Consider the following 22845-nt stretch of genomic DNA (forward strand, 5'->3'; position numbering starts at 1 on the left):
CTCAGTGATTGCCGCGCTTAAGGCGGCTCTCGCTTCGATATACGACTTCTCTGTTCCAAGCGAGCGGCGTAGATGCGATCGCAGAAGGCCACGCTTCCCTCGAGCCGTCGACGAAGGTCCGGGGCGGCCTGCTGTCCCTCGGCAAATTGTTCGCCCCTTTCGGGCGCCACGCTGGGTAAAGAGGTCGGACCGGTCAGCATTAGCGCTGCCATGAAGGGTTCAGTCGCTAAGGCCGCTTTCGTTTCGCGGCGCCCGCTGCGGAGATAACTGAATGCAACCAGTGCACCAGTGCAAGGGTCGACCCTAATTGTCTCGTGGCTAGGCGACCGCTATCTTCTAGATCATACGTATGCTTTAGAGGGGGGAGGAGATGCCGACGTTGCACCGCCAAGTGCTCAATCAGATGGGCGAACAGATTTGCGCGGGCAAGTTTGCGCCAGGCGATATCCTGCCGGCCGAAGACCAGCTCGCCGAACTCATGCAGGTCAGCCGCATTACCATTCGTGAGACGATGAAGTCGCTGTCCGCGAAAGGCATGCTGCAGGTGCGGCGCCGTCACGGCACTATCGTCTTGCCGCGCTCGCACTGGCAACTATTCGATCCCGACGTAATCACGTGGCGCGCGCGCTCCGGCGTGGTCGATAACGATCTCATCCGGGACCTCATGGAGCTCCGCACGATCATCGAGCCGAATGCCGCGAGGCTCGCGGCGAAGCGCGCGACGCCGGAGGACCGCATCGCGGTGCGTCGCGCATTCAGGGCGATGGAACGCGCCGTCGCGGGGCAGGGCGAGTATGTGCCGGCCGACCTCGCGTTTCACGGCGCGATTCTGACGGCGTGCCACAACCAGTTCGTTCAACAGATGCAGAACGCGCTTTCAGCGATCCTGCGCACTAGCTTTGAATTGAGTTCCGAAATCGAAGGCGGCCCGGCGCGCTCGCTGCCGATGCACGAAGCGCTATGCGTTGCGATTGAAAAGGCTGATGGCCAGGCCGCCGAGCAGGCCGTGCTTACGCTGATCGAGCGCGCGGAGAACGACTTCAACGATCGCGCGGCGCTTGCCCGGACCGTTAACGATACGCCTTCATAACACGTAACACCGTCAAGCAATCAGCGAGACGCAGCCTCCCGAACGAGGCTGCGCGGGCGCGCTCGCGCCCTCGATTCCAACGATGCACACAGGGAAACCGGAATGAACAAGTTGTTCGATCTCAGCGGCCGCACCGCGCTCGTCACGGGCTCGGCGCGCGGCATCGGCTATGCGCTCGTGGAAGGATTCGCGTTGGCTGGCGCGCGCGTCATCGTCAATGGCACGAAGGCCGAAACCGTCGATGCCGCCGTCGGCCGCCTGCAGGCGCAAGGCTTCGACGCACGCAGCAGGGCCTTCGATGTGACCGACGAAGCGTCCGTCGCAGCTGCGTTCTCCGCCTGGGATGCGGAGGGCGTCGAAGTGGACATCGTCGTGAATAACGCGGGCATCCAGTTCCGCAAACCGATGATCGAACTCGCGCTCGCCGACTGGCAACGCGTGATCGATACCAACCTGACGAGTGCGTTCATCGTCGCGAGGGAAGCGGCGCGGCGCATGATCGAGCGCAAGCGCGGCGGCAAGATCATCAACATCGGTTCGCTGACGAGCGAAGGCGCGCGTGCGACGGTCGCGCCCTACACCGCTGCGAAGGGCGGCATCAAGATGCTCACCCGCGCCATGAGCGCCGAGTGGGCGCCCTTCGATATCCAGGCGAACGCGATCGGCCCGGGCTACATCCTGACGGACATGAATCAGGCGCTCGTGGACAACGCGGATTTCGACAAGTGGGTCAAGGGCAGCAATCCGTCGCAGCGCTGGGGCAAGCCCGAAGAACTCGTCGGCACGGCGGTGTATCTCGCGTCGCCGGCATCGAGCTATGTGAACGGACAAATCATTTACGTCGATGGCGGCTGGCTCGCCGTACTTTGACATCGGAGACATCATGGACAACATCAGGACCGTCGCGCCGCAAAGATGGTGGCATCTCATGCCGATCATCTTCATCACGTACAGCCTCGCTTATCTGGATCGCGCCAACTACGGCTTCGCGGCGGCCGCGGGCATCGACAAGGATCTGGGCATCACCTCTGCGACGTCATCGCTGATCGGCTCGCTGTTCTTCCTCGGATACTGCCTGTTTCAAGTGCCCGGCGCGATCTACGCGCAGAAGAACAGCGTGAAGAAACTGATCTTCGCCAGCCTTATTTTGTGGGGCGTATGTGCTGCTGCGACCGGCATGGTCAGCAACATTCCGATGCTGATGGCGCTGCGTTTCATACTCGGCATCGTCGAGGCGGCGGTGATGCCGTCGATGCTCATGTACATCAGCCGATGGTTCACGCGCACCGAACGCTCGCGCGCGAACACGTTCCTCATTCTGGGCAATCCGGTCACGGTGTTATGGATGTCAATCGTGTCCGGTTATCTCGTGCGCAACTTCGGCTGGCGCGAGATGTTCGTGATCGAAGGCGTTCCCGCGATTCTCTGGGCGATCGTCTGGTGGTTCACGGTGAAGGATCGCCCGGCCGATGCCCCTTGGATGAGCGACAAGGAGAAGGCCGACTTCGATGCGATCCTCAAGTCCGAGCAGGCCCATATCGCGCCGGTGCGTGACTACAAGGCGGCGTTCCGTTCGTCAATCGTGCTCAAGTGCTGCGCGATTCACGCGCTATGGAGCATCGGCGTTTACGGCTTCATCATGTGGCTGCCGTCGATTTTGAAGTCGGCGTCGAAGAGCATCGATATTGTTGCCGTCGGCTGGCTTTCCGCGGTGCCGTACCTGGCGGCCATCGTGTTGATGCTGGTGGCATCGTACCTGTCCGACAAGACGCGTAACCGCAAGCTCTTCGTGTGGCCTTTATTATTGATCGGCATGATCGCGTTTGTCGGTTCTTATCTCGTGGGGACGTCGAATTTCTGGTTGTCGTTCACGCTGCTCGTGATCGCAGGCGCGACGATGTATGCCCCGTATGGACCTTTCTTCGCGCTGATCCCCGAACTGATCCCGAGCAATGTGCTTGGCGGCGCAATCGGGCTGATCAACGCCTGCGGCGCGCTCGGCGCGTTCCTCGGCGCGTGGCTCGTCGGTTATCTGAACGGCGCAACGGGCAGCCCCTCCGCATCGTATGTGTTCATGGCCGCGGCGCTGCTGGCATCGGTCGTCCTGATGATGCTTGTGCCCGCGCAGAGCACGCACTTCGCGACCCCAAAGGGGGGCACACGCATCAAGTCCGATTCCGTCGCATCGACTACCGTGAAATAAGACATGGCAACGCTCATCACCGATATCAGGGTCATTCTGACCGCACCGGAAGGCATCAACCTGACCGTCGTCAGGGTGGAAACGAATCAGCCGGGCCTGTATGGGCTTGGATGTGCGACCTTCGCCTATCGCCATCTGGCGGTTAAATGCCTGATCGAGGAATATCTGCGGCCGTTGCTCATCGGGCGCGACGCCGAGGCCATCGAAGAGCTCTGGCAGCTCATCCACCAGAACGCATACTGGCGCAATGGGCCGATCGAGAACAACGCGATCTCCGGTGTCGATATGGCGTTGTGGGACATCAAGGGTAAGCAGGCGAACATGCCGCTGTATCAGTTGTTCGGCGGCAAGGTGCGCGAAGGCGTGCCGATCTATCGTCACGCGGACGGCCGCGATCTCGCCGAACTTTGCGACAACATCCAGCGATACCGCGAGCAGGGAATCACACATATCCGTTGTCAAAGCGGCGGATACGGCGGCGGGACTTTCGGCCCCGCGCCATCGCATGCTCCGAACGGCGCAGCAGACGGCATTTACCTGGACAGCCGCAAGTACATCCGGGAAACGCTCAAGTTGTTCGATGGCATCCGGAGCAAGATCGGGTTCGATGTCGCGTTGTGCCACGACGTGCACGAGCGTCTCAAACCCGTCGAAGCGATTCGCTTTGCACGGGAGCTCGAGCCGTTCGACCTGTTTTTCCTCGAAGATGCCATCGCCCTCGAAGAAGGCGAGTGGATGCGGCAGTTGCGTGCGAAGACGACGACGCCGCTCGCGCAAGGCGAACTCTTCAACAACGCATATGAGTGGCGGTTCCTAATCACGGAGCGGTTGATTGATTTCATTCGCGTCCACTTGAGTCAGATCGGCGGAATCACGGCGGGGCGCAAGCTGCAGATTTTCGCGGAGCAGTTTGGCGTGCGTACGGCCTGGCACGGTCCGGGCGACATGTCGCCGCTGGCGCACGCCGCGAATATTCATATCGACCTCGCGTCGCGCAATTTCGGTGTGCAGGAGTGGTCGGGCACGGAGCCGCCGAACTTCGTGATCCAGGAACTGAAAGGGCCGCGCGAAGCGCTCCTCGATGTGTTTCCCGGTCTGCCGGAGTTTCGGCACGGTTTCGTCTATTCCAACGATAAGCCCGGGCTAGGCGTCGATCTCGACGAGGACGAGGCGGCGAAGTACCCGTGCCAGAAAAATGTCACTCTATGGACGCACACCCGCTTGGTGGACGGGGGGTTGCAGACACCCTGACGTCGCTGCAAAGTTTAGCTCTATCGGCCGTTGCACTTCGGTAAGAGACGCTTCGGTTACGACTGGTCGAACGGCTGAAAGGGGTCGATTTCGCCTGTTGGTCGGGAGGCGATGCACCGTTCGAGATGACCGTAGTATCAACGGCCGGTGTTGAGAGTTGAACAGCCGTCCCCCGCGCGGTCAGCGAACGTCGGCAATGGCCGACAACGTGCCAATCGAAACGCCGTTCGAATGGCCGCTCCAGTTTGCGACCCGCCATGGCCCTCGCACTGGGTCGAACGGCAGCTAAGGGTCGGGTGCGGCAATTCGCGCCACGGGTATCGCGAACGCCTACCGCAGCGGGGCAAACTTCGGCAGCCGGCCATGAACGGCCCCTCACACTCTATCGGCGAACGCCTGTAGACGAGTGGCCAACCGCCATTCGGTAAGGCAGCAACGACGATTCGCCCGACGAGCCTGCTCCGTTTTCAAGGGCAGCCTCAAATCTGAAGTGCAACACCCGTTTCGTATAAGGTGTTGCGATGCACGAAAGAACTCAGTATCAGCAGCTTCAACCTGAAGAGCGCCCGACCATTGCCAGCCTGCATTTGCAGGGTTCGAGTATCCGGGCCATGGCCCGGATACTCGGCCGCTCGCCAGCCACGGTAAGTCGTGAGCTGAGGCGAAATCATTCTCCTGCTGGCTACGCATCCGTTCCTGCAGAGGCGCTCAGCGCCGCGCGTCGGAGTGCGGGTCGTCGTCCCACAAAGCTCGGCCCGCAGAGTGTGTGCTGGCGCGTCGTTCTTACTCTGCTCGAGTGGAAATGGTCACCTCAGCAGATATCGGGCACACTCAAGCGCATGTATCCGACTGACCCGACCCAGCAGGTTTCGCACGAAACCATCTACACGGCCATCTACGCCCAGCCGCGCGGCGAACTGCGCCGTCAGCTCATCGCCTGCCTGCGCCACGGCCATAGCACGCGCATGCCGCGCACACGGGGTACAGACCGACGCGGAAAGATTCCCGACATGGTCAGTATTCATGTGCGGCCGCCCGAAATCGAAGACCGACTGCTGCCCGGACACTGGGAGGGTGACTTCATCAAGGGCGCCAACAATGCGTCTTCAGTCGGAGTGCTGGTGGAACGGACCAGCCGCCTGGTGCTGCTGGCGAAGATGGAAGATGCCACGGCTGCTTCCGCGCTGGCAGGCTTCTCTGCCAAACTCAATTCGATTGCCAAGCCATTGCGGCAGAGCTTCACCTACGACCAAGGCAAAGAACTGTCGCGGCATGCAGAGCTCACCGCCGCTACCGGCGTGAAGGTGTACTTCTGCGACCCGCACAGCCCATGGCAACGCGGCACTTGTGAAAACACCAACGGACTGCTGCGCCAGTATCTGCCCAAAGGCACCGACCTTTCGGTCTACAGTCAGGACGAACTTGACGCCATTGCCGACAGTCTGAACAGCAGGCCCCGCGCCACTCACGCCTTCCATTCGCCACTCGAGGTCTTTGCCGCCACACTCGCTTCCGCAGCTCAACCTCATGGCTCTAAACATTAAATTCGCTGTTGCGCTTCAACCTTGAAACCGCCAAGTGTTGTATACAGCGTCCCAAATTCGATGGCCATTGCGGCCGACTTCGCTTCTAGCGATCCCGTCACCGTGCTTCCAGTGTCATCTTCTCCAGCGTGCTCACTGCCTTACCGCGGTCGAACCCTTTGGATAACCTCAGCCAGCGCCTGCAGGTTGAATGGCTTGGCGAGACAGGCATCGCAGCCAGCATCCCGCGCACGCGTCTCTTCCTGCGCCACCGGTCGGCCGGTCACCGCGACGATCGGAACACCCGAGCAGTTCTGCAGTTGCCGCAGTTGTGCCACGACCTGATAGCCGTCAAGATCGGGCAGGTTCACATCCGTGATGATGAAGTCGAAGTCGGACGCTTTTGCTGCCTGCAACGCCTCAGCTGCGTTCACCGAAGTCGTAACACGTGCGTCGTACACCGAAAACAGATCCGCCATTGCCTGCAATGACTCTTCAGAATCCTCGATCAGCAGTACGCGGGCACCCGCGAAGACGGAAAGGTCCGCCGGCTTGTCGCCGGCCTGCCGATGCGCGAACGAAGCTTCGGCCGGAAGCGAAACGACGAAGCGGGCTCCCCGCCCTTCGCCTTCGGAAAACGCCTCGACCGTTCCGCCGTGCAGACGGGCAAGCTGGCGCACCAGGGATAAGCCAATGCCAAGTCCCATGGCTCGCGCACGAGACGGCACATTGGGAGCCTGCTGGAAAATCTCAAAGATTGACTCAAGCAGGCCGGGCGCGATGCCGACTCCCGTGTCGGCCACCTCCAGGCACACCTTATCCGCTTCCTGCTGCAGCCGGACAGTGACTGTCCCGCCCGGCGGCGTAAACTTCATCGCATTGCTGAGCAGATTCCAGATGATCTGTTCAATGCGAACTGAATCGGCCGCAATAAACACCGGCCTCGCCGGCACGTGCAGCTGCAGGTCGATCCTGTTTGCCACGAAATCGTCGCGTATGGCCTCCGCGATCGACCGGACGATGCTTGCCACATCGGTTGGTTCAAAACGCAGGGAAAGTTTTCCTGTCTGGATCCGCGAAAAGTCAAGCAGATCATCGATGATCTTTGCCTGCGTCAGGACCGACTTCTGGATCGCGTCGGCGACTTCCCGAACCCGCCCAATGTGTCGCGCTTCGGGAATACGGGCGAGGATCTCCGCTTTCATATGGATGAGATTGAGCGGATTTTTTAGTTCGTGAGACAGCACCGCGATGAACTCATCTTTCAGACGGCTCAGTTTCTGAATTTCGGTGTAGTCGGCGCGCTGCCGCGCCAGCGCAAGATCTTTCCTTCCCTGTACCAGTTTGCGTTGGGTCGCGTCGTGGACGATCTTGGTAAAGCCCGAAAACCCGGGCACATCGATGCGGCTCAGGAAGCCGCTGCAAAAGACGTGTTCGCCGCTCTTCGTCGCATACCACCGCTCGTCTTCGGCACGGCCTTTACTGCGGGCTTTGCCGCGCTCTCGCGCCGGCACACCATCACTACGGTCGTCACCCGTAAAGATCGCGTCGAGGGAACCACCCAGCATCTCTTCGGCCTTGTAGCCGAAAATATGACTCGCGCCCGCGTTCCAGCTGACGACCACCCCCGCATCGTCGAGAACAATAATGGCAAAGTCATGGGTTTCCCTGGCAGCGAGCTGGAGCTTTTCTTCGCTTACGCGCGCCTCGGCCTGAGCGGCCTTCTGGCCGGTGATGTCGATCAGCGCGAGCACCGCACCATCGATGCGATCATCGTCGGTGCGATAGGGAAGCACCCGGGCGAGAAAGGTTCGACCGTCCCTGCTCTGTACTTCCTTTTCGATCTTCGTGAGCGACTCAAACGCGGTGCGCAGATCGTCGATCATCTCCGGATAATCGAGCTTGTGCGTCAGATGCTGAAGCGGTCGCCCGGTGTCGCTCGGCAGAATATTGAAAAGGGCTTCGGCTGGAGAGGTGTACCGCTTTATGTGGAGCGTACGATCGACGAACACCGTTGCAACGCCAACCAGAGCAATCAGGTTTTTAAGGTCATCGCTCACGCGTGCGGCCTCGTTGACCTTTGACACGAGTTCGGAGTTGACCGTGACCAGTTCTTCATTGAGCGACTGCAATTCCTCGCGACTCGCTTCCAGTTCCTCGGTTGCCGAGCGCAGTTCTTCGTTCATGGCCTGGAGCTCTTCATTAGACGCTCTAAGCTCTTCGGCCGATTTCTGTGCGTGTTCCAATGAACTGCGCACGCGCCCCTCGCTTCCGGCCAGGGCCTGCCTGAGCGAGTCCAGCGTCTGGTCAGCGGGCTCGCCGCTCATTGCTGAACTGGCCACTGGCAGAGGCGTCAGCAGATCGCATGTCAGGGAAATCAGACGCTCGTCCCGTGCGGGGTCGTGGTAGGGCCTGAAAGACAGGTCCACCGCGATCTCGCCCGATGCGGTCGAAAAGGGCAGCGCCTCCTCGTCCTGGCGCCGTCCGGCCTCGATGCAGTGCTGGAGGGCCTGCCGGAGACGAGGATGGGCGTCTTCGCGGACGATCGCAAAGATATTGACTGCACGCGCCTGTCGCACATCCTCGGATAGTCGGATGGCATTCGCCGAACGATGGACAATCGTGCCGTCCTTTCGCACGACAATCAGCGGCGGCCCAAACAGGTCGAACGACCGTGCCTGGTCAGGTACCTCCACATCAGCCGCTTTGCTGCCCGTCGGTGAAGTGAAGAAGGTTTGACCTCCCCCATCAAAGGGGTATTGCTGAATGTTGGCGTAGGTCGGCAAAGCACTGGTTGAGGCGTTCGGCACCACGCGATAGATCTTCCTGGACTTGTCCACCGGTGAAAAAAGCTCGTGGGCGAAGTCAGCCGATTCGGCCGTGCCGAGGAAGAGCAGACCCTGGGGACGCAGTGAAAAGTGGAACGCTTCGAGCACTCGCTTCTGGGCGCGGCGGTCGAGGTAGATCAGCAGGTTGCGGCAGGAAATGAGGTCGATGCGCGAGAATGGTGGGTCGCGCAGCAGATTATGGGCAGCGAAGATAACGGTGTCGCGCAGCGATTTGACCAGTCGATAGCGGTTTCCCTCCCTGGTGAAATACTGGGCCAGACGGGCAGGCGACAGGTCGTTCGTGATGGCCGAAGGATAGCTGGCTGCCCGCGCGATGGCGATCGCGCGTTCATCTATATCGCTGGCGTAGACCGTTATCCTTGGCCGACGCGGCAATCGACGGACCGCTTCGTCCAGAAGTATTGCGATCGAGAAAGCCTCTTCCCCGGTTGCACAGGCCGGCACCCACGCACGCACCTCGTCGCGTTCTGCAAGACTTTGGGCAAGCTCCGCCGGCAATGCTTTTTCGAGCGCATCAAACGCCTCGGGATCGCGAAAGAAGTTCGTAACCCCAATCAGCATGTCCGCCAGCAGTCTCGGCGTTTCGTCGACATTCTCAGTCAGAAAATTCCTGTATGCGGTCACCGAAGTGAGCGCGTTGACCTGCATGCGGCGCTCGATGCGACGCATAACCGTGCCGCGCTTGTAACTGGAAAAATCGTGACGGGTGCGCGCACGCAGCGTGTCCAGCACGTCATCCATCCCGTTCGCATCAGGAATCAGTGACTCGGTGCCGCCCGCATCTTCATCCGGCCCGGATGCCGCTGGCAAGGCAATCCTGGGCGCATTTCTCACCAGTTCCAGCAGCCTGGGGATAATGTCCGTCACCGGCAACACGAGGTCCACGTGCCCGGTTGCAATCGCGTTGCGCGGCATTTCGCCGTACTGCGCTTCTTCCGGACGTTGAGCGACGGTGATACCACCCTGTTCCCGGACGCTGGCGATGCCCACAGAGCCGTCTGCCCCTGAACCCGACAGGACGATGGCGACAGCGCGGGCGCCATGAGCGTCGGCCAGACTGCGAAAAAACACGTCGATGCTCGTGGGCGGTAGCCGCGGCGGTTCAGGGTCGCTCAGGCATAAGTGTCCATCGACCATCGAGAGGAACTTTCCAGGCGGAATGACATAGACGTTGTCTTTTTCAAGCGGCACCGGGGTGCTGACCTGCCGCACGCGCAGGGCGGTAACGTTTTGAATGACCTCGTGTGCGTGGCTCGCATGATCCGGCGACAGGTGCAGTACCACTACGAATGCGACGCCCGGCGAGGCTGGCGCAGTCTCAAAAAGCCGCAAAAGCGCTTCAACGCCGCCTGCGGACGCGCCAATTCCGACCACGACAAAGTCCGGTCCTGCGGGCTTGCGCTGCTCATTCCGAGGCATACTCGTAGCCATATTCCCCTTCCGACCGACTGACGCGCATGTGCGGCTAATGGCAAACGCTCAGGCCGGTCAACTCATGCTTCTGAAAAACCAGCGCGCCAGGACAGGGCAGCGCGATGGCCCGCTTACAAGGGCGCAATCCTTGCAATGATATCGAGTAAAGGGCCGGCTCCTGAACCTTTCTGACAGAATGCGTCGAAGCCGACTGCCACCCCACGAGGCTGTACTGCCTGTTCGTCCATTGAGGTGAACGCTATCAGCACGGCTTCGCCGGTACCGTCGGCCGCACGCAGCAGCGCGGCTAACTGGTAGCCGTCGGGCGACGGCATATTGATGTCGAGTACCGCGATGTCCGGCGTCCAGAATGCGATGCACCGGAAGGCCGAGTCGCCATCCACTGCAAAGCGGGCCTCGTGTCCTGCGAGCGACAGTGCAAGCGAAACGGCTTCAGCTCCACCCGCGTAATCGTCGACGACCAGGACCCGTAGCGGACGGTGCAGGGACGCCTTCCTGTTGGTCCAGACTCCGCTTTTCATGTTTGCCCCAGATATGCGCTGGGTGAATCGAACGCAAGCACCATTCCTGGGCTCGGCGCTTGCTTCCCGCATAGCACCGAACGAATCGTGGCCCACCGAGTTCAGAGCTGAAAGGGCCAGGACGTTCCCTGTGCCGAAACGATCGGGAGGCAGTTCGTGCAGATTGATCAGCATAACGACAACCGTGTTGTCGCTGTCGGTACGTCGTTGGGCGGTCTGGCCGCACTTCGCACGCTGCTGTCTTCACTGCCGACCGATTTCAGCGTCCCGATGCTGGTTGTCATGCACATTGGCGCGCATCGCAGCATTCTGCCCGAGCTGCTTGCGTCCACGTGTCCTTTGCCGGTTGCCCACGCGCGGGACAACGTCCCGCTGGAACCATCGAAAATCTACGTCGCCCCGTCCGACAGACATCTGCTTGTTCATGACGGCCGGACACGGCTCACCGTCGGCCCAAAAGAAAATTTCACCCGTCCCGCAATCGATCCGCTGTTCCGCTCGGTGGCGGTGGAGTACGGCCCTCGCGCCGTCGCAGTGGTGCTGACTGGCGACCTTGACGACGGGGCGGCGGGCGCTGCCGCGGTTCACGCCTGCGGCGGTAGTGTAATCGTGCAGGCGCCGGAAGACAGCGTTGCACCGTCAATGCCTGCATCTGCGCTTCGCGCCGTCCCGACCGCTACGGTGGCGTGCCTTGACAGGCTCGCGCAGGCCATCGTCGATGCGGTTCACCAGCCTGACAGAGAGGTGCCTATGAGAGTCGACAAGCGGACAATCGAAATCGAGACGCAGATCGCTCTCACAGGAATCGCGTCGCCTGCCGATCTGGATCAACTGGGCAGGCGCAGCACGCTCACCTGTCCTGACTGCGGAGGAGTCGTGTGGCAAGTAGGCGATGCGGCGCCCCTGCGGTACCGCTGCCATACTGGCCACGCTTTCTCCGAAGCTTCACTGGACGCCGCGCAAATGGCGGAACTGGAAGATGCGCTATGGTCGTCGGTGCGACGCGCAGAAGAACGCGCCGCGCTGGCCGCGAGTCGGGCTCGTGCAGCCGAAACGCTCGGCGATGTCGCGCTCGCGCGATCGGAGCACCTGTTATCTGAAAAGCTCCATACGCTCGAACGGTCGCTCCGGGAATTCATCATGGCGAACCCGAGCGCGGACGATAACCGGTCATGAGTCAAAAGGAGGACAGACCGGCGGCACGGTGCGGAGAAGCCTGTGGCTGCCTTGCCGCCGGCTCCAGGGGCGTGAGATGCGCAAATACGCAGCATCGCGGTGCGTTAGAACTGCCCAGATTGAACTCGCAGGGCGGTGCCTCGAACGTGAGACGACACTTGCGTCACCAAAGCCCGCGCTCGACATAAAACCTGCTGGCACCGTCGCACACGCACGCCTCTGTGGCCGCTTTTGAGCACAGTAGCGACATTTGCCGAAACTGCACGAAGGACCGCAACGGGTCGATTTCACCCATTGGGAAACGAGGGAACTGTTGCTGGGTGACGTCGCGAGATGGAAGTCCGGTGGTGGAGGGCGATGACCGTCCGCCGTCACGGCACTGGGCCGCCGGCTAGCGATGTTTTAGGACCAAAGCAAGTCGGCACGGCAGGTTCCCACCTAGACGTTTGTCGAACAGACGCAACTAATCGTCTTCGCTGACACCCCCCCAGAACGACCGCCGTCAATGCGTTGCGAGCAGAGGGCGCGTGTTTTCGCGCGTTCACAGCGGCATCTTGGCAGCGAGTGTTCAAAGCTATGTGAACCTAGATGCCTACGAACTCCTGGATCAATTCGCGATGATCGGCGAAGGCTCGCGGCTGTCGAGTGGCAGCACGGATATAGTAACGACCGTTTCCCCCGTGCTCAGACTATCCGGCTGGCTCGCCCGGTTAGGCGCTGAACGACGCAGGTCGTCAGGACAACTAACGAAAACCGCTAAACTCCTTTATGTCAAGCGAACAGCAAGGCCGGCGACGAAATGTTGGAAGCTGAGTAGCGCTAGGGACTATTATTTGTCTTCGCCGGCTGAAGCGGTGCGCTAACGCTCTCGCGTCAACCGCAATAGGGAATTGCGCCCACCACCGGCGTTGTTCCGGATAGTAGTCCTACGTGTGCCATTGCGGTCAGCTAGGTGAGACCGATCTGAATTGCGCGTTCTTCGAATAGCCGGTGCTTGCGTCGCTCGGCCGATTCACCACCCGGCCAACGGGCAAGACCCTTAAAGGCCAGTTCAAAAAGAGCTCGGAAGGGCTGTTTACTTTTCTTCGAAACGGTTAACCTTGGATGCCTGAACAACGGATCAAGGAATGCCGGCACCTATCATCGATGACGAACTGTGGGCACTGATCGAACCACTACTTCCAGCGCCCCAGACCGCGACGCAAGCGTTACCCCGGGCGCCTACCGGTCTCGGACCGTGCAGCATTGAATGGCATCCTGCTCGTTCTGAAGACAGGTATCCGTTGGAACCATCTACCGACGCGGCTAGGCTTCGGCTCTGGCGCGACCTGCTGGGGTCGGTTGCACGACTGGCAGCAGGCCGGGGTGTGGGACAGATTGCATGGGCTGCTGCTCGACAAGCTGCGCGAGTCGGGCCAGCTCGACTTCTCACATGCGGCTGTCGATTCATCGTCCGTGCGAGCCGTTGGGGCGGGCCAAAAACTGGGCCAAACCCCACCGATCGTGCGCGACCAGGCTCCAAGCACCACATCCTCGTAGACGCCAACGGCGTTCCAGTCAGCGCGATTCTGACCGGTGCAAACCGCAACGATGTCACCCAACTGCTTCCGCTGGTCGACGCCATCCCGCCGATTCGTGGCACTCGCGGCCGACCGCTTCGCAAGCCCAAGGTCATCTACGCCGACCGTGGTTACGATTCTGACTCGCATCGCCGCCGGCTTCGCGAGCGCGGCATCCAACCGGTTATCGCCAGGCGTCGCACGGAACACGGCAGCGGCCTCGGCAAATTCCGTTGGGTCGTGGAACGGACTCATTCTTGGCTCCATGGTTTCCGTCGCCTCCGCACTCGCTTCGAACGCCGCGCTGACATTCACGAAGCTTTCTTAAAGCTAGCCTGCGCACTCGTCTGCTGGAATATCTTCAGCCGAACGGAGCGCGCTTTTTGAACTGGCCTTTTACGGATGCTCTCCACGCTTACCGTGCGACCCTCGCGTGCAAGCAACCAGTCCAGCGACGCGAGCAGTTCGAGACCAAACGGGGATTCGAATCCATCAATCAGCGACGCGGTTTCTTCTAGCGCGCTAAGGTAAGCGTCGGCGAGTTGAATAAGTCGAACGCATGGACGTTGGCAAACATCGAACTATGGATATTTGGCCCCCACGTCAGATACCAGTCCTCCGAAAAAGGGAGCATGCCTTTAGGCGGTGATCCGCCCGTCACTTCGCGATAAAGACGAATCAGGCGGTCGCGCGAGAGCTTTGGAAACTCATATTCGAGCACCTGCATGCGGCGCCGAGCTTGATCAGTATGACCGCGCGCAGCAGCTGGGCGGCATCGTCAGCAAGGCCTCCCGAAGGCGTGGTCGTGGTCGTGGTCAGGCCGCCAAACGAATGTCGTTCGAGACGGCCACCGCGACGGCAGCTTCGTTGCTGCGACCGGCGAGGCCAGCCAGCATCGCGTCCGCGCTCAGCGGGAAGAAGCACAGCAGTTGCGACGCCTTGCACCCCTTGAATTCGAAAATGGCGCTGGCGCGGAACAACATGCCGGAACGGCTCGTTGAATTGAGTCCTGCCTGAAGGCGCCAAGCCGGCCCTCGAATAGCTGAGATGCGGCCGCGGATGATCGATACGTAGCCTGCGGCGAGCAAATTGTTCGCTCCGGTCGATCAGCTTAGCGGCGCCGTCCGCAAATAGAGGAGCGGATTAACACCTTTCTTGGCGCCGCCCGGCGCGTCTCTGGTGACTTTTTCTCCGCGCCCGCTGAGATGTTTTCGTTTGATGCCACCGGTGCCAGCGGTTTATATTTTTGTTTGAGCCGGCGCACTCGCCGCCTGTTCTCCCGCCCACACGGCCGCGCCGTCCATCTGACGAACACCACGATCACAACAATGACGAACGAGACACCCGTTGCAATCATCACCGGTGCAGCCAGCGGCATCGGTCAGTCCACTGCGCAACTATTGGCGAGCCGCGGCTATCGCGTTGCCATTGCCGATCTGCGCGGGCCGGCCGCGCTCGACACCGCTGAAGCAATCCGCGCGAGCGGCTTCGAAGCGATACCCCTGACGGTCGACGTCGCTGATGAAACCAGTGTGAAAGCTATGGTCGAAGCGGTCGTCGCGAAGTGGGGACGGCTGGACGTGCTGGTCAACAGCGCGGGAATCGAAAGCGCGAAGCCGTTTCTCGACATCACACCGGAAGAGTTTCGCCGCGTGGTCGAGGTCAACACGACGGGCACGTGGCTGTGCTGCCAGCAAGCGATTCGTCAGATGCTGACGCAGAAAAGCGGCTCGATCGTCAATCTCAGCTCGATCGCGGGGATCAAGGGCGGTGGACTTCTCGGCACCGCCGCGTATGCGACGTCGAAGGGCGCCCTCCTCGCGATGACGAAATCGCTCGCGCGCGAATTCGCGAAGTCTGGCATTCGCGTGAACGCGGTCGCGCCGTCCTTCACGCTGACCGATTTCGTGCGCCGCCAACTGGCGACCAAGCCAGAACGGTTCATCGATTCGATCTACGCCGCCACGCCGATGGGCCGTGGCGCGCAGCCGGTCGAAATCGCGGAAGTGGTGGCGTTCCTGGCGTCGCCGCAGGCATCGTTCGTGACGGGCGGCGTCTATAACGCCGACGGCGGCGGGGCGATGTGAAACTCAAGGCTAGACCGCCTTCGCCGCCTCATGCTGCCGCGCCTTCGGTGCCCAGCAGTTCATCCTTGAGCCAGCCGACGAGCGCCACTGACTGCGGCCGGGCTTCCAAATGCGGCGCGACCCACAGCACGAGCTTGCGCGGCCCCTTTACGAAGCCAAACGGCGCGACCAGCGTGCCGGAATCCAGTTCGTCGCGCACCAGGATGCGCGGCACCGCCGCTACGCCGAGACCGCATTTCGCGGCCTGGATCTGCAAATAGAAATGCTCGAAGGATTCGGCGACGGCCGGACGATGCGCGGGCGACAGGCGGCTCGCTTCATACCAGTTGTCCCATGCAGCGGGGCGTGTGGCGGTGGCGAGCAACCGTGCGCGTTCGAGATCTTCCGCAGTGGTGATGCGCGTCGTGCGCATGTATTCGGGCGAGCAGACCACGCCAATCCATTCGTCGACGAGCGGCTTCGGCTCGACATCCTTCGGCGGCTTGATGGTGGACAGCCGGATCGCCACGCTGATGTGGTCGCGCGCGAAGTCAACTTCTCCATAGCCGGTGTGAAAACCTACCTCGAGTTGCGGTTCTTTTCGATGCAGCCTGGACAGGCGCGGCAGAAGCCAGTACATCATGATCGACGCCGAGCACGACAGCGTGAGCGGCCCGGGCCGCACTTGATCGATGCTCGCCTGAATTAGGTTGAATGCGCGGGACAGGCCTTCGGCGAGCCGTGCGCCTTCCGGTGTCGGCTCGGTGGCGTGAGCGTTGCGCAACAGCAGCAGAACGCCCAGATTGTCTTCGAGCGAGCGGATATGACGGCTGATCGCGCCGTGCGTGACCGACAGTTCAGACGCCGCTTCGCCGAAGCTGCGTAGCCGCGCGGTGGCTTCGAACGCGCGCAGCGCATTAAGTGAAGGACGGGGCACGCGTCAATTTCCTCGCAGACGGAGCGCTCGCGCCAGCTTGGGTGCGCCGGCGCGGCAGGATGGCCAGGCCGGGATCTCAGGCCAGAACGCGCGCTACGGCTAATGTGAGTTTTTCGCATCGCGCGCGGAAATCATATCGGTTGAAGCTTTGGAGCGTCAATCTTATAGTCGCTCGGAAACGCGCATGCAGAAGCGTTCCTCGCCTTCTCGTGCGCGCCAGACAGTAGAGATACCGGAGACAAACGGCGCACTCCATTCCGTTCGCGCCAGCCGCAAGGTAAAACCATCAACATGTCCAAAAGCCCTCGCCCCCGCGCGGAATTCACAGTACGTTACTTCGTGGAAAGCTCGGTGCCGCTGGCGAAAGCCGCGGAAGTCATCGCCGGTGAACAGTCGAGCGGCACCTTTCTCGCGCTGCCCGGCGAAACCGATGAACTGAAGGAGCGCGCCCGTGCCCGCGTGGTGCGGGTCGATTCGCTGCCGCCGGTACTGGAGCCTTCCCTGCGCAGCGCGTTCGTCGAGCGCCGCGAACCTGCGCCGCTCTACTATCGCGGTGAACTCGAAATCGCTTTTCCGGTCGAGAATGTGGGCGCGAACTTGCCCCAGTTGCTCTCGACCATCGCGGGCAATCTGTTCGAGCTGGGCGAAATCACCGGCCTCAGGCTGCTCGACATCGACCTGCCCGACGACTATGCGGCGCGCTTTCCCGGCCCCGCGTTCGGCATCGAGGGCACGCGGCGCGTGACCGGCGTGCACGGTCGTCCGCTGATCGGCACGATCGTGAAGCCGAGTATCGGCCTGTTGCCGGAGCAGACCGCGCAGATCGTCGACGATCTCTGCGGCGCCGACATCGATTTCATTAAGGACGACGAACTGCTCGGCGACCCGTCCTACGCGAGCTTCGACGCGCGTCTCGCGGCCGTAATTCCGGTGCTGCATCGCCACGCCGACCGCATGGGACGCATGCCGATGTACGCGATCAACATCTCGGGCACCATCGACGAGATGCTGCGCCGTCACGATCAGGTGCTCGCCGCCGGCGGCACCTGCATCATGGTGTGCGTGAACTGGGTCGGCTTCGCGGGCGTCGAGCATGTGCGCCGTCATTCGCAACTGCCGCTGCACGGCCACCGCAACGGCTGGGGCGCGTTCACGCGCTGCCCGCAGCTCGGCTTTTCGTTCGCCGCGTATCAGAAGTTGTGGCGGCTCGCGGGCGTCGATCATCTGCATGTGAATGGCGTGCGAGGCAAGTTCTGGGAGCCGGATGCATCGGTGATCGATTCGGCGCGTTCATGCCTCGCGCCGTTTGCGGGCGTGCAGCCGCTCATGCCGGTGTTCTCGTCGGGGCAATGGGCGTCGCAGGCGCCAGATCTTTTCAACGCGCTCGGCTCGATCGATCTGATGCACCTCGCGGGCGGCGGCATCATCGGGCATCCGCAGGGCATTCCGGCGGGCGTCGCGAGCATGCGCGAAGGCTGGGAAGCGGCGACGGAAGGCATCGACCTCGATACCTACGCACAGACGCATCCCGCGCTCGGCGCCGCGCTGGCCCACTTCAAGGCGATCTGACCGGGGATGAGCAAGACCAATCATCCGACGTTGCGGCTCGCCTTCTATGGCGACGATTTCACCGGCTCCACCGACGCGCTCGAAGTACTGGCGTTTGCGGGACTGCGCTGCGCGCTGTTCCTGGACCCGCCGACGCGCGAGGAGCTCGCCACGCTCGGCGGCTTCGACGCAATCGGCGTGGCGGGCGACAGCCGCGCGATGACGCCCGCCGAAATGGACCAGGCGCTGACGCCCGTGTTTGCGGCGCTACGTGCGCTCGACGCGCCCGTCATTCACTACAAGGTTTGCTCTACGTTCGACAGCGCGCCGCACATCGGCAGCATCGGACGCGTGATGGAGATCGCGCGCAAAGGCTTCGGCGCGCAGGCCATTCCGATCGTCGCGGGCACGCCCGCGCTGAAACGCTATTGCACGTTCGGCAACCTGTTCGCGCGCTCCGGCACGGACGGAAAGATCTATCGCATTGATCGGCATCCGATCATGAGCGCGCATCCGGTCACGCCGATGGACGAAGGCAATCTCCTGTGCCACTTCGCGCGGCAGACGGCCATGCCTCTGGCGGGCTTCTTCCTGCCGAATTTCGACGATGGCCGCGAGGCGCTCGATCGCGCGTGGCAGGCGGCGCTCGACGCCGCGCCCGCCGCCCTGCTGCTGGATACCGCGACGCGCGCGCATCTGACCGAAGTCGGGCGGCTGCTCGACGGTTATGCGAAGGCTCACGGTCCGGTGTTCGCGGTCGGCTCGTCCGGGCTCGAATACGCGATGACGCAATGGTGGGCCGAGCAAGGCGCGCTGCCCGCGATCACGCGTTCGTTCGACCGCATCCAGCCGGCCGCGCCGATTCTCGCGATGTCGGGCAGCGCATCACCGTTGTCAGCGGCGCAAATCGATGCGGCGATCGCGGCGGGTTTCGCGGACATTGCAATCGACGCCCGCGCGCTGATCGACGGCGGCGAGGGCGCACGCGCATTCGACGACATCGTGAATCGCGCGCTCGACGCCTTGCGCGACGGCCGCAGTGTCGTCATGCATACGGCGCGCGGGCCGCGCGATCCGCGCATCGGCGAAATGCTCGACGCACTCGTGGCGCAAGGCATGACCCGCGACGATGCGCGTCATCGCGGCGGCCGCACGCTTGGGCAGCGGCTCGGCGCGATCGCGGATGCCGTCCTGAAGGCGGAGCCGCTGCGCCGTCTGATCCTGTCGGGCGGCGATACGTCAAGCCAGGTCACGAAGGTGCTCGGGCCGGATGCGCTCGAAATCGACACGCGCCTGACGCCGGGCGCGCCGCTGTGTCGCGTGATCTCCGAAAAGCCGCATCTGCGTGAACTCCAGGTTGCATTGAAGGGCGGGCAGATGGGCGATGCGGGCTTCTTTGTCATTGCGCGGGACGGGAATGTCACGTGATGCGCGCTGATTGACGCACAGTTCGAGGGCGGCGATGCCGGGAGACATCGCCGCTTTTTTGTGCCCGTCGGTCGTGATTTTGTTGCCGCTGGTGGGCAGCCGTGCGCATTTGTTCGAAGATGAATCCGTCTCGCGGCCCCGTCGATCTCGGCCTGCGCGGCTGGCGGTGCAAGGTCCGACACGCGCTCGCGGGAGCCCCTTGCAAGCAAAAAAAACGGCGATGCCTCAAGCATCGCCGTTCCAGGTCTACCGCTTTCCTTGAACGCGGACCGTCGAACCTCAACCTCAGGACTTCAGGAATCCGATGGAAATCCACGGCACCGCCGCAATCACGATGATTCCGACGAACAACGCGATCATATAGCCGATGATCGGCCGGATGCCTTCGTCCGGATGGATCTTGCTGACCGCGCACGCGCCGTAATAGCCGACTCCGAACGGTGGCGAGAACAGGCCGAGACCCATCGACAGAATCACAACCATCGCGTACTGCACTTCGTGGATGCCCACGTCGCGCGCGATCGGAAACAAGAGCGGCCCGAACAGCACGATAGCCGGAATACCTTCCAGCACGCTGCCGAGCAGCACGAACATCACCACCGACACGGCCATGAAGCTCACCGCGCCGCCCGGCAGATGTTCCATGAACGACGCCAGGCTATGCGAGAAGCCCGACTGCGTGAGCGCCCAAGCCATTGCCGTCGCCGTGCCGATGATGATCAGAATCGCGCCCGACAGTGCCGCCGTCTCGACCAGCATCGGCGAAATCCGCTTCCAGTCGAACATGCGATAGATCAACAGGCCCGCGATCAGCGAATAGACGATGCCGACCGTCGACACTTCCGTCGCCGTCGCTACGCCCTCGACCACCGCGAAGCGGATCACAACCGGCAACGCCAGCGCTGGAATCGAAATCACCAGCAGCTTTGCGATTTCCGAACCAGGCGCACGTTTGGCCGACACCGGGTCGGTGCCCCGCGCGCGCCACCACACCAGTACGCACAGCGCGAGCGCGAGCACGAGACCCGGCAGCAGACCGCCCGTGAAGAGCGCCGAGATCGACACGCCGGTCACCGAACCGATCGTGATCAGCACGATGGAAGGCGGCACGGTTTCCGTCTGCGCGCCCGTCGCCGATAGCAGCGCGACGAGTTCCCCCGGCTTCTCGCCGCGCTTCTTCATCTCGGGAAACAGGATCGGCGCGACGGCGGCCATGTCGGCGGCCTTCGAGCCGGAAATGCCCGAGATCAGATACATCGCGCCGACCAGCACGTACGACAGACCGCCGCGTACGTGGCCGAGCAGCGACGCGAGGAAGTTGATCATCGCGCGCGCCATGCCGGTCATTTCGATCAGCAGACCGAGGAAGATGAACATCGGCACGGCGAGCAGGAGAAGCTGCGACATGCCTTCGTCCATCCGGCTCACGACGATTTCCAGCGGCATTGACGTGGACAGCGACAGATACGAGAACACCGCCAGCCCGAACGAGAACGCGATCGGCATGCCGGACAGCACGGTGAATCCAACGACGCCGACGAAGAAGATCAGCAGGTTGACGTTGCCGAGCGATTGCAGTACCGGACCGGCCGTGTGCAGGCCCGCGACGACTGCGGCGACCACCACGATGCCGATGATCGCCTGCTTCCAGCCGAGCGCCAGCAGCTTGACGACCGACATCAGCAGCATGATCGACACGCCGTAGACGATCGCCGCGACGCGCAGCGCATCGTTGATTTCCAGCGCCGGCGTGACGATCCCCCATTGCTGGTTGAAGTACGCATAAGCCGGCGCCGCGATCAGCCCTAGGAACAGCAGGCTCGCGACCAGCGAGACGGTGTCCCAGATCGCCCCCCACTCCTTGCCCGCACGATTGACGATCGCCGTCATCCGCATGTGCGTGCCGCGATGCAGCGCCGTCGCGGCGCCCGTCATCGCGAGCCATAGGAACAGAATGCTCGCGAGTTCGTCTCCCCACACCAGCGGGCGGTGAAACGCATAGCGGGCCACGACACCGCTGAAGAGCAGCACGATCTCCGCCAGCACGAGCAGGGCCGCGGGAACGGACACGATCAGCCCGAGCACGCGGTCGGCGAGCGCAAGGCCCGACGGCATGGAAGAAGCGCTCGGCACGGCGTTGCCATCGTGTGGCCCTTGCGCGAAGTCCTCGGCGATGTGTGTTCTCATGCTAATTTACCGGTGACCTTCTCCAGCAGCGCCCATTCCTCGTCACCGAAGAACTGCTTCTGTTCGGCGTAGAAGCCTCCTTTCTGCAGTACTTCGCGGAAGCTGTTCATGTCGGGCGCGTTGAACTGCAGGCCCTTGCTTTCCAGCGCCTGCTGCAGCGACGAATTGAGCTTCGCCACGTCCTGGCGTTGTAACATCGCGTGGGCGTTGAGGTGCTTCGAGGTGATGTCACGAATGTTCGCCGGCAGCTTTTCCCACGCCGCGCGATTACCGAGAAACCAGAAGCCGTCCCACATGTGGCTGGTCATCGAGCAGTACTTCTGCACTTCGTAGAGCTTGGCCGCGTCGACCACCGCGAGCGCGTTTTCCTGACCTTCGACGACCTTGGTCTGCAGCGACGAATAGACTTCATTGAAGCTGATCGAAGCCGGCGCGGCCGAGAGCGCACGGAACAGCGCGATCCACAGGCGACCTGGCGGGACGCGGACCTTCATGCCCTGGAGGTCGCCCGGCGTCTTAATCGGCCTAGAACTGGTCGTGATCTGGCGAAAGCCGTTGTCCCACACCTTGTCCTGCACCACGAGACCGCCCTTGGTGATGAGGCCTCGCAGATGCGCGCCCAATTCACCGTCGAGCGCGCTGAACACTTGGTTGTAGTCCTTGAACGCGAAACCCACGCCGGTGATCGCCGTCTTCGGAACGAGCGACGAGAGCGCATTCGCGCCCGACAGCGTGAAGAACTCCAGCGCACCGGCGCGCAGTTGCGCGAACATGTCGGGGTCGCCGCCAAGCTGGTTGTTCGCGAACACGCGAATTTCCATGCGGCCATCGGTCTCCTTCTTGATGGCATCGGCGGCTTGCTGGATGCGCACGTTAAGGGGATGCGACGCCGGCAGGTCGGTGCCGACCTTATAGCTGAATTCCGCCGCCTGCGCGCGTCGGATCCACGGCGCGCCCATCATGCCCGAGGCGGCGACTGCCACCGTCCCCGCGCCCGTGACGAGGAAGCTTCGACGATCGATTTTCATGCTTTGTCTCCTGATGTTTGATCTGCCATGCATCGTTCCGGCGAA

Annotated in this window: 15 protein-coding genes and 3 pseudogenes; 10 read left to right on the top strand and 8 right to left on the bottom strand. The window is 62.1% G+C overall.

From position 1 onward, the window contains the following. The first annotated feature begins 370 nt into the window (after positions 1-370). From LDZ21_RS30620 to LDZ21_RS30640, 5 genes are all read left to right on the top strand, one after another. Positions 371-1090, top strand: a complete 720-nt coding sequence (locus tag LDZ21_RS30620; protein WP_244798009.1) for a FadR/GntR family transcriptional regulator — start codon at positions 371-373, stop codon at positions 1088-1090. A gap of 102 nt (positions 1091-1192) precedes the next feature. Next, positions 1193-1960 carry an SDR family oxidoreductase gene (locus LDZ21_RS30625; RefSeq protein WP_244798010.1) on the top strand — a complete coding sequence of 256 codons (768 nt, stop codon included), beginning with the start codon at positions 1193-1195 and terminating at the stop codon, positions 1958-1960. 13 nt (positions 1961-1973) lie between these two features. Beyond that, positions 1974-3293, top strand: a complete 1320-nt coding sequence (locus LDZ21_RS30630; RefSeq protein WP_244798011.1) for an MFS transporter — start codon at positions 1974-1976, stop codon at positions 3291-3293. A gap of 3 nt (positions 3294-3296) precedes the next feature. Next, entirely contained in the window at positions 3297-4544 is a 1248-nt protein-coding gene (locus LDZ21_RS30635) for an enolase C-terminal domain-like protein (protein ID WP_244798012.1), read from the top strand. A 521-nt stretch (positions 4545-5065) separates the two neighbouring features. Further along, the gene (locus LDZ21_RS30640) at positions 5066-6088 is read left to right on the top strand and encodes an IS30 family transposase (protein ID WP_244798013.1); all 1023 of its coding nucleotides are present in this window, start codon (positions 5066-5068) and stop codon (positions 6086-6088) included. Positions 6089-6228: 140 nt separating this feature from the next. Here the strand turns inward: LDZ21_RS30640 and LDZ21_RS30645 are convergent, their stop codons facing one another. Together LDZ21_RS30645 and LDZ21_RS30650 are read right to left on the bottom strand one after the other, a co-directional pair. Next, entirely contained in the window at positions 6229-10347 is a 4119-nt protein-coding gene (locus LDZ21_RS30645; RefSeq protein WP_244798014.1) for a CheR family methyltransferase, read from the bottom strand. Between the two features lie 113 nt (positions 10348-10460). Next, on the bottom strand, positions 10461-11045 hold the full coding sequence (locus tag LDZ21_RS30650; RefSeq protein ID WP_244798015.1) for a response regulator: 585 nt from the start codon (positions 11043-11045) through the stop codon (positions 10461-10463). Between LDZ21_RS30650 and LDZ21_RS30655 the strand changes: the two genes are divergently transcribed. Continuing rightward, the gene (locus tag LDZ21_RS30655) at positions 11028-12047 is read left to right on the top strand and encodes a chemotaxis protein CheB (RefSeq protein ID WP_244798016.1); all 1020 of its coding nucleotides are present in this window, start codon (positions 11028-11030) and stop codon (positions 12045-12047) included. The two genes, LDZ21_RS30650 and LDZ21_RS30655, sit on opposite strands and share 18 nt — an antisense overlap. A gap of 1127 nt (positions 12048-13174) precedes the next feature. Further along, positions 13175-13993 (top strand): annotated as a pseudogene (locus LDZ21_RS30660) (IS5 family transposase). An 8-nt stretch (positions 13994-14001) separates the two neighbouring features. On the opposite strand, the pseudogene LDZ21_RS30665 reads toward LDZ21_RS30660, so the two are convergent. From LDZ21_RS30665 to LDZ21_RS30675, 3 genes and pseudogenes are all read right to left on the bottom strand, one after another. Then, positions 14002-14145, bottom strand: a pseudogene (locus LDZ21_RS30665) (type II toxin-antitoxin system antitoxin DNA ADP-ribosyl glycohydrolase DarG); the annotation flags it as partial. Between the two features lie 14 nt (positions 14146-14159). Beyond that, positions 14160-14371 (bottom strand): annotated as a pseudogene (locus LDZ21_RS30670) (FlhC family transcriptional regulator); the annotation flags it as partial. A gap of 50 nt (positions 14372-14421) precedes the next feature. Continuing rightward, positions 14422-14694 carry a transcriptional regulator gene (locus LDZ21_RS30675; protein ID WP_244798017.1) on the bottom strand — a complete coding sequence of 91 codons (273 nt, stop codon included), beginning with the start codon at positions 14692-14694 and terminating at the stop codon, positions 14422-14424. A gap of 240 nt (positions 14695-14934) precedes the next feature. On the opposite strand from LDZ21_RS30675, the gene LDZ21_RS30680 reads away from it, so the two are divergent. Next, the gene (locus tag LDZ21_RS30680; protein WP_244798018.1) at positions 14935-15693 is read left to right on the top strand and encodes an SDR family NAD(P)-dependent oxidoreductase; all 759 of its coding nucleotides are present in this window, start codon (positions 14935-14937) and stop codon (positions 15691-15693) included. A gap of 28 nt (positions 15694-15721) precedes the next feature. On the opposite strand, the gene LDZ21_RS30685 is transcribed toward LDZ21_RS30680, so the two are convergent. Further along, entirely contained in the window at positions 15722-16609 is an 888-nt protein-coding gene (locus LDZ21_RS30685; protein WP_244798019.1) for a LysR substrate-binding domain-containing protein, read from the bottom strand. A gap of 291 nt (positions 16610-16900) precedes the next feature. On the opposite strand from LDZ21_RS30685, the gene LDZ21_RS30690 reads away from it, so the two are divergent. Further along, entirely contained in the window at positions 16901-18178 is a 1278-nt protein-coding gene (locus LDZ21_RS30690) for a ribulose-bisphosphate carboxylase large subunit family protein (protein ID WP_244798020.1), read from the top strand. A 6-nt stretch (positions 18179-18184) separates the two neighbouring features. Beyond that, entirely contained in the window at positions 18185-19585 is a 1401-nt protein-coding gene (locus tag LDZ21_RS30695; RefSeq protein WP_244798021.1) for a four-carbon acid sugar kinase family protein, read from the top strand. Positions 19586-19870: 285 nt separating this feature from the next. On the opposite strand, the gene LDZ21_RS30700 is transcribed toward LDZ21_RS30695, so the two are convergent. Together LDZ21_RS30700 and LDZ21_RS30705 are read right to left on the bottom strand one after the other, a co-directional pair. After that, the gene (locus LDZ21_RS30700) at positions 19871-21700 is read right to left on the bottom strand and encodes a TRAP transporter large permease (protein WP_244798077.1); all 1830 of its coding nucleotides are present in this window, start codon (positions 21698-21700) and stop codon (positions 19871-19873) included. 68 nt (positions 21701-21768) lie between these two features. Next, a complete protein-coding gene (locus LDZ21_RS30705; RefSeq protein WP_244798022.1) occupies positions 21769-22800 on the bottom strand; it encodes a TRAP transporter substrate-binding protein in 1032 nt (343 codons plus the stop codon). Positions 22801-22845: the final 45 nt, after the last annotated feature.

It is taken from the genome of Caballeronia grimmiae (assembly GCF_022879615.1).
In the GTDB taxonomy this organism is placed as follows: Bacteria; Pseudomonadota; Gammaproteobacteria; order Burkholderiales; family Burkholderiaceae; genus Caballeronia; species Caballeronia grimmiae.

What these genes read in the sequence shown, in the direction of transcription:
- LDZ21_RS30620 (WP_244798009.1), top strand. Translation starts at nt 371, where the DNA reads ATGCCGACGTTGCACCGCCAAGTGCTCAATCAGATGGGCGAACAGATT.
- LDZ21_RS30625 (WP_244798010.1), top strand. Translation starts at nt 1,193, where the DNA reads ATGAACAAGTTGTTCGATCTCAGCGGCCGCACCGCGCTCGTCACGGGC.
- LDZ21_RS30630 (WP_244798011.1), top strand. Translation starts at nt 1,974, where the DNA reads ATGGACAACATCAGGACCGTCGCGCCGCAAAGATGGTGGCATCTCATG.
- LDZ21_RS30635 (WP_244798012.1), top strand. Translation starts at nt 3,297, where the DNA reads ATGGCAACGCTCATCACCGATATCAGGGTCATTCTGACCGCACCGGAA.
- LDZ21_RS30640 (WP_244798013.1), top strand. Translation starts at nt 5,066, where the DNA reads ATGCACGAAAGAACTCAGTATCAGCAGCTTCAACCTGAAGAGCGCCCG.
- LDZ21_RS30645 (WP_244798014.1), bottom strand. Translation starts at nt 10,347, where the DNA reads ATGGCTACGAGTATGCCTCGGAATGAGCAGCGCAAGCCCGCAGGACCG.
- LDZ21_RS30650 (WP_244798015.1), bottom strand. Translation starts at nt 11,045, where the DNA reads ATGCTGATCAATCTGCACGAACTGCCTCCCGATCGTTTCGGCACAGGG.
- LDZ21_RS30680 (WP_244798018.1), top strand. Translation starts at nt 14,935, where the DNA reads ATGACGAACGAGACACCCGTTGCAATCATCACCGGTGCAGCCAGCGGC.
- LDZ21_RS30690 (WP_244798020.1), top strand. Translation starts at nt 16,901, where the DNA reads ATGTCCAAAAGCCCTCGCCCCCGCGCGGAATTCACAGTACGTTACTTC.
- LDZ21_RS30695 (WP_244798021.1), top strand. Translation starts at nt 18,185, where the DNA reads ATGAGCAAGACCAATCATCCGACGTTGCGGCTCGCCTTCTATGGCGAC.
- LDZ21_RS30700 (WP_244798077.1), bottom strand. Translation starts at nt 21,700, where the DNA reads ATGCCGTCGGGCCTTGCGCTCGCCGACCGCGTGCTCGGGCTGATCGTG.
- LDZ21_RS30705 (WP_244798022.1), bottom strand. Translation starts at nt 22,800, where the DNA reads ATGAAAATCGATCGTCGAAGCTTCCTCGTCACGGGCGCGGGGACGGTG.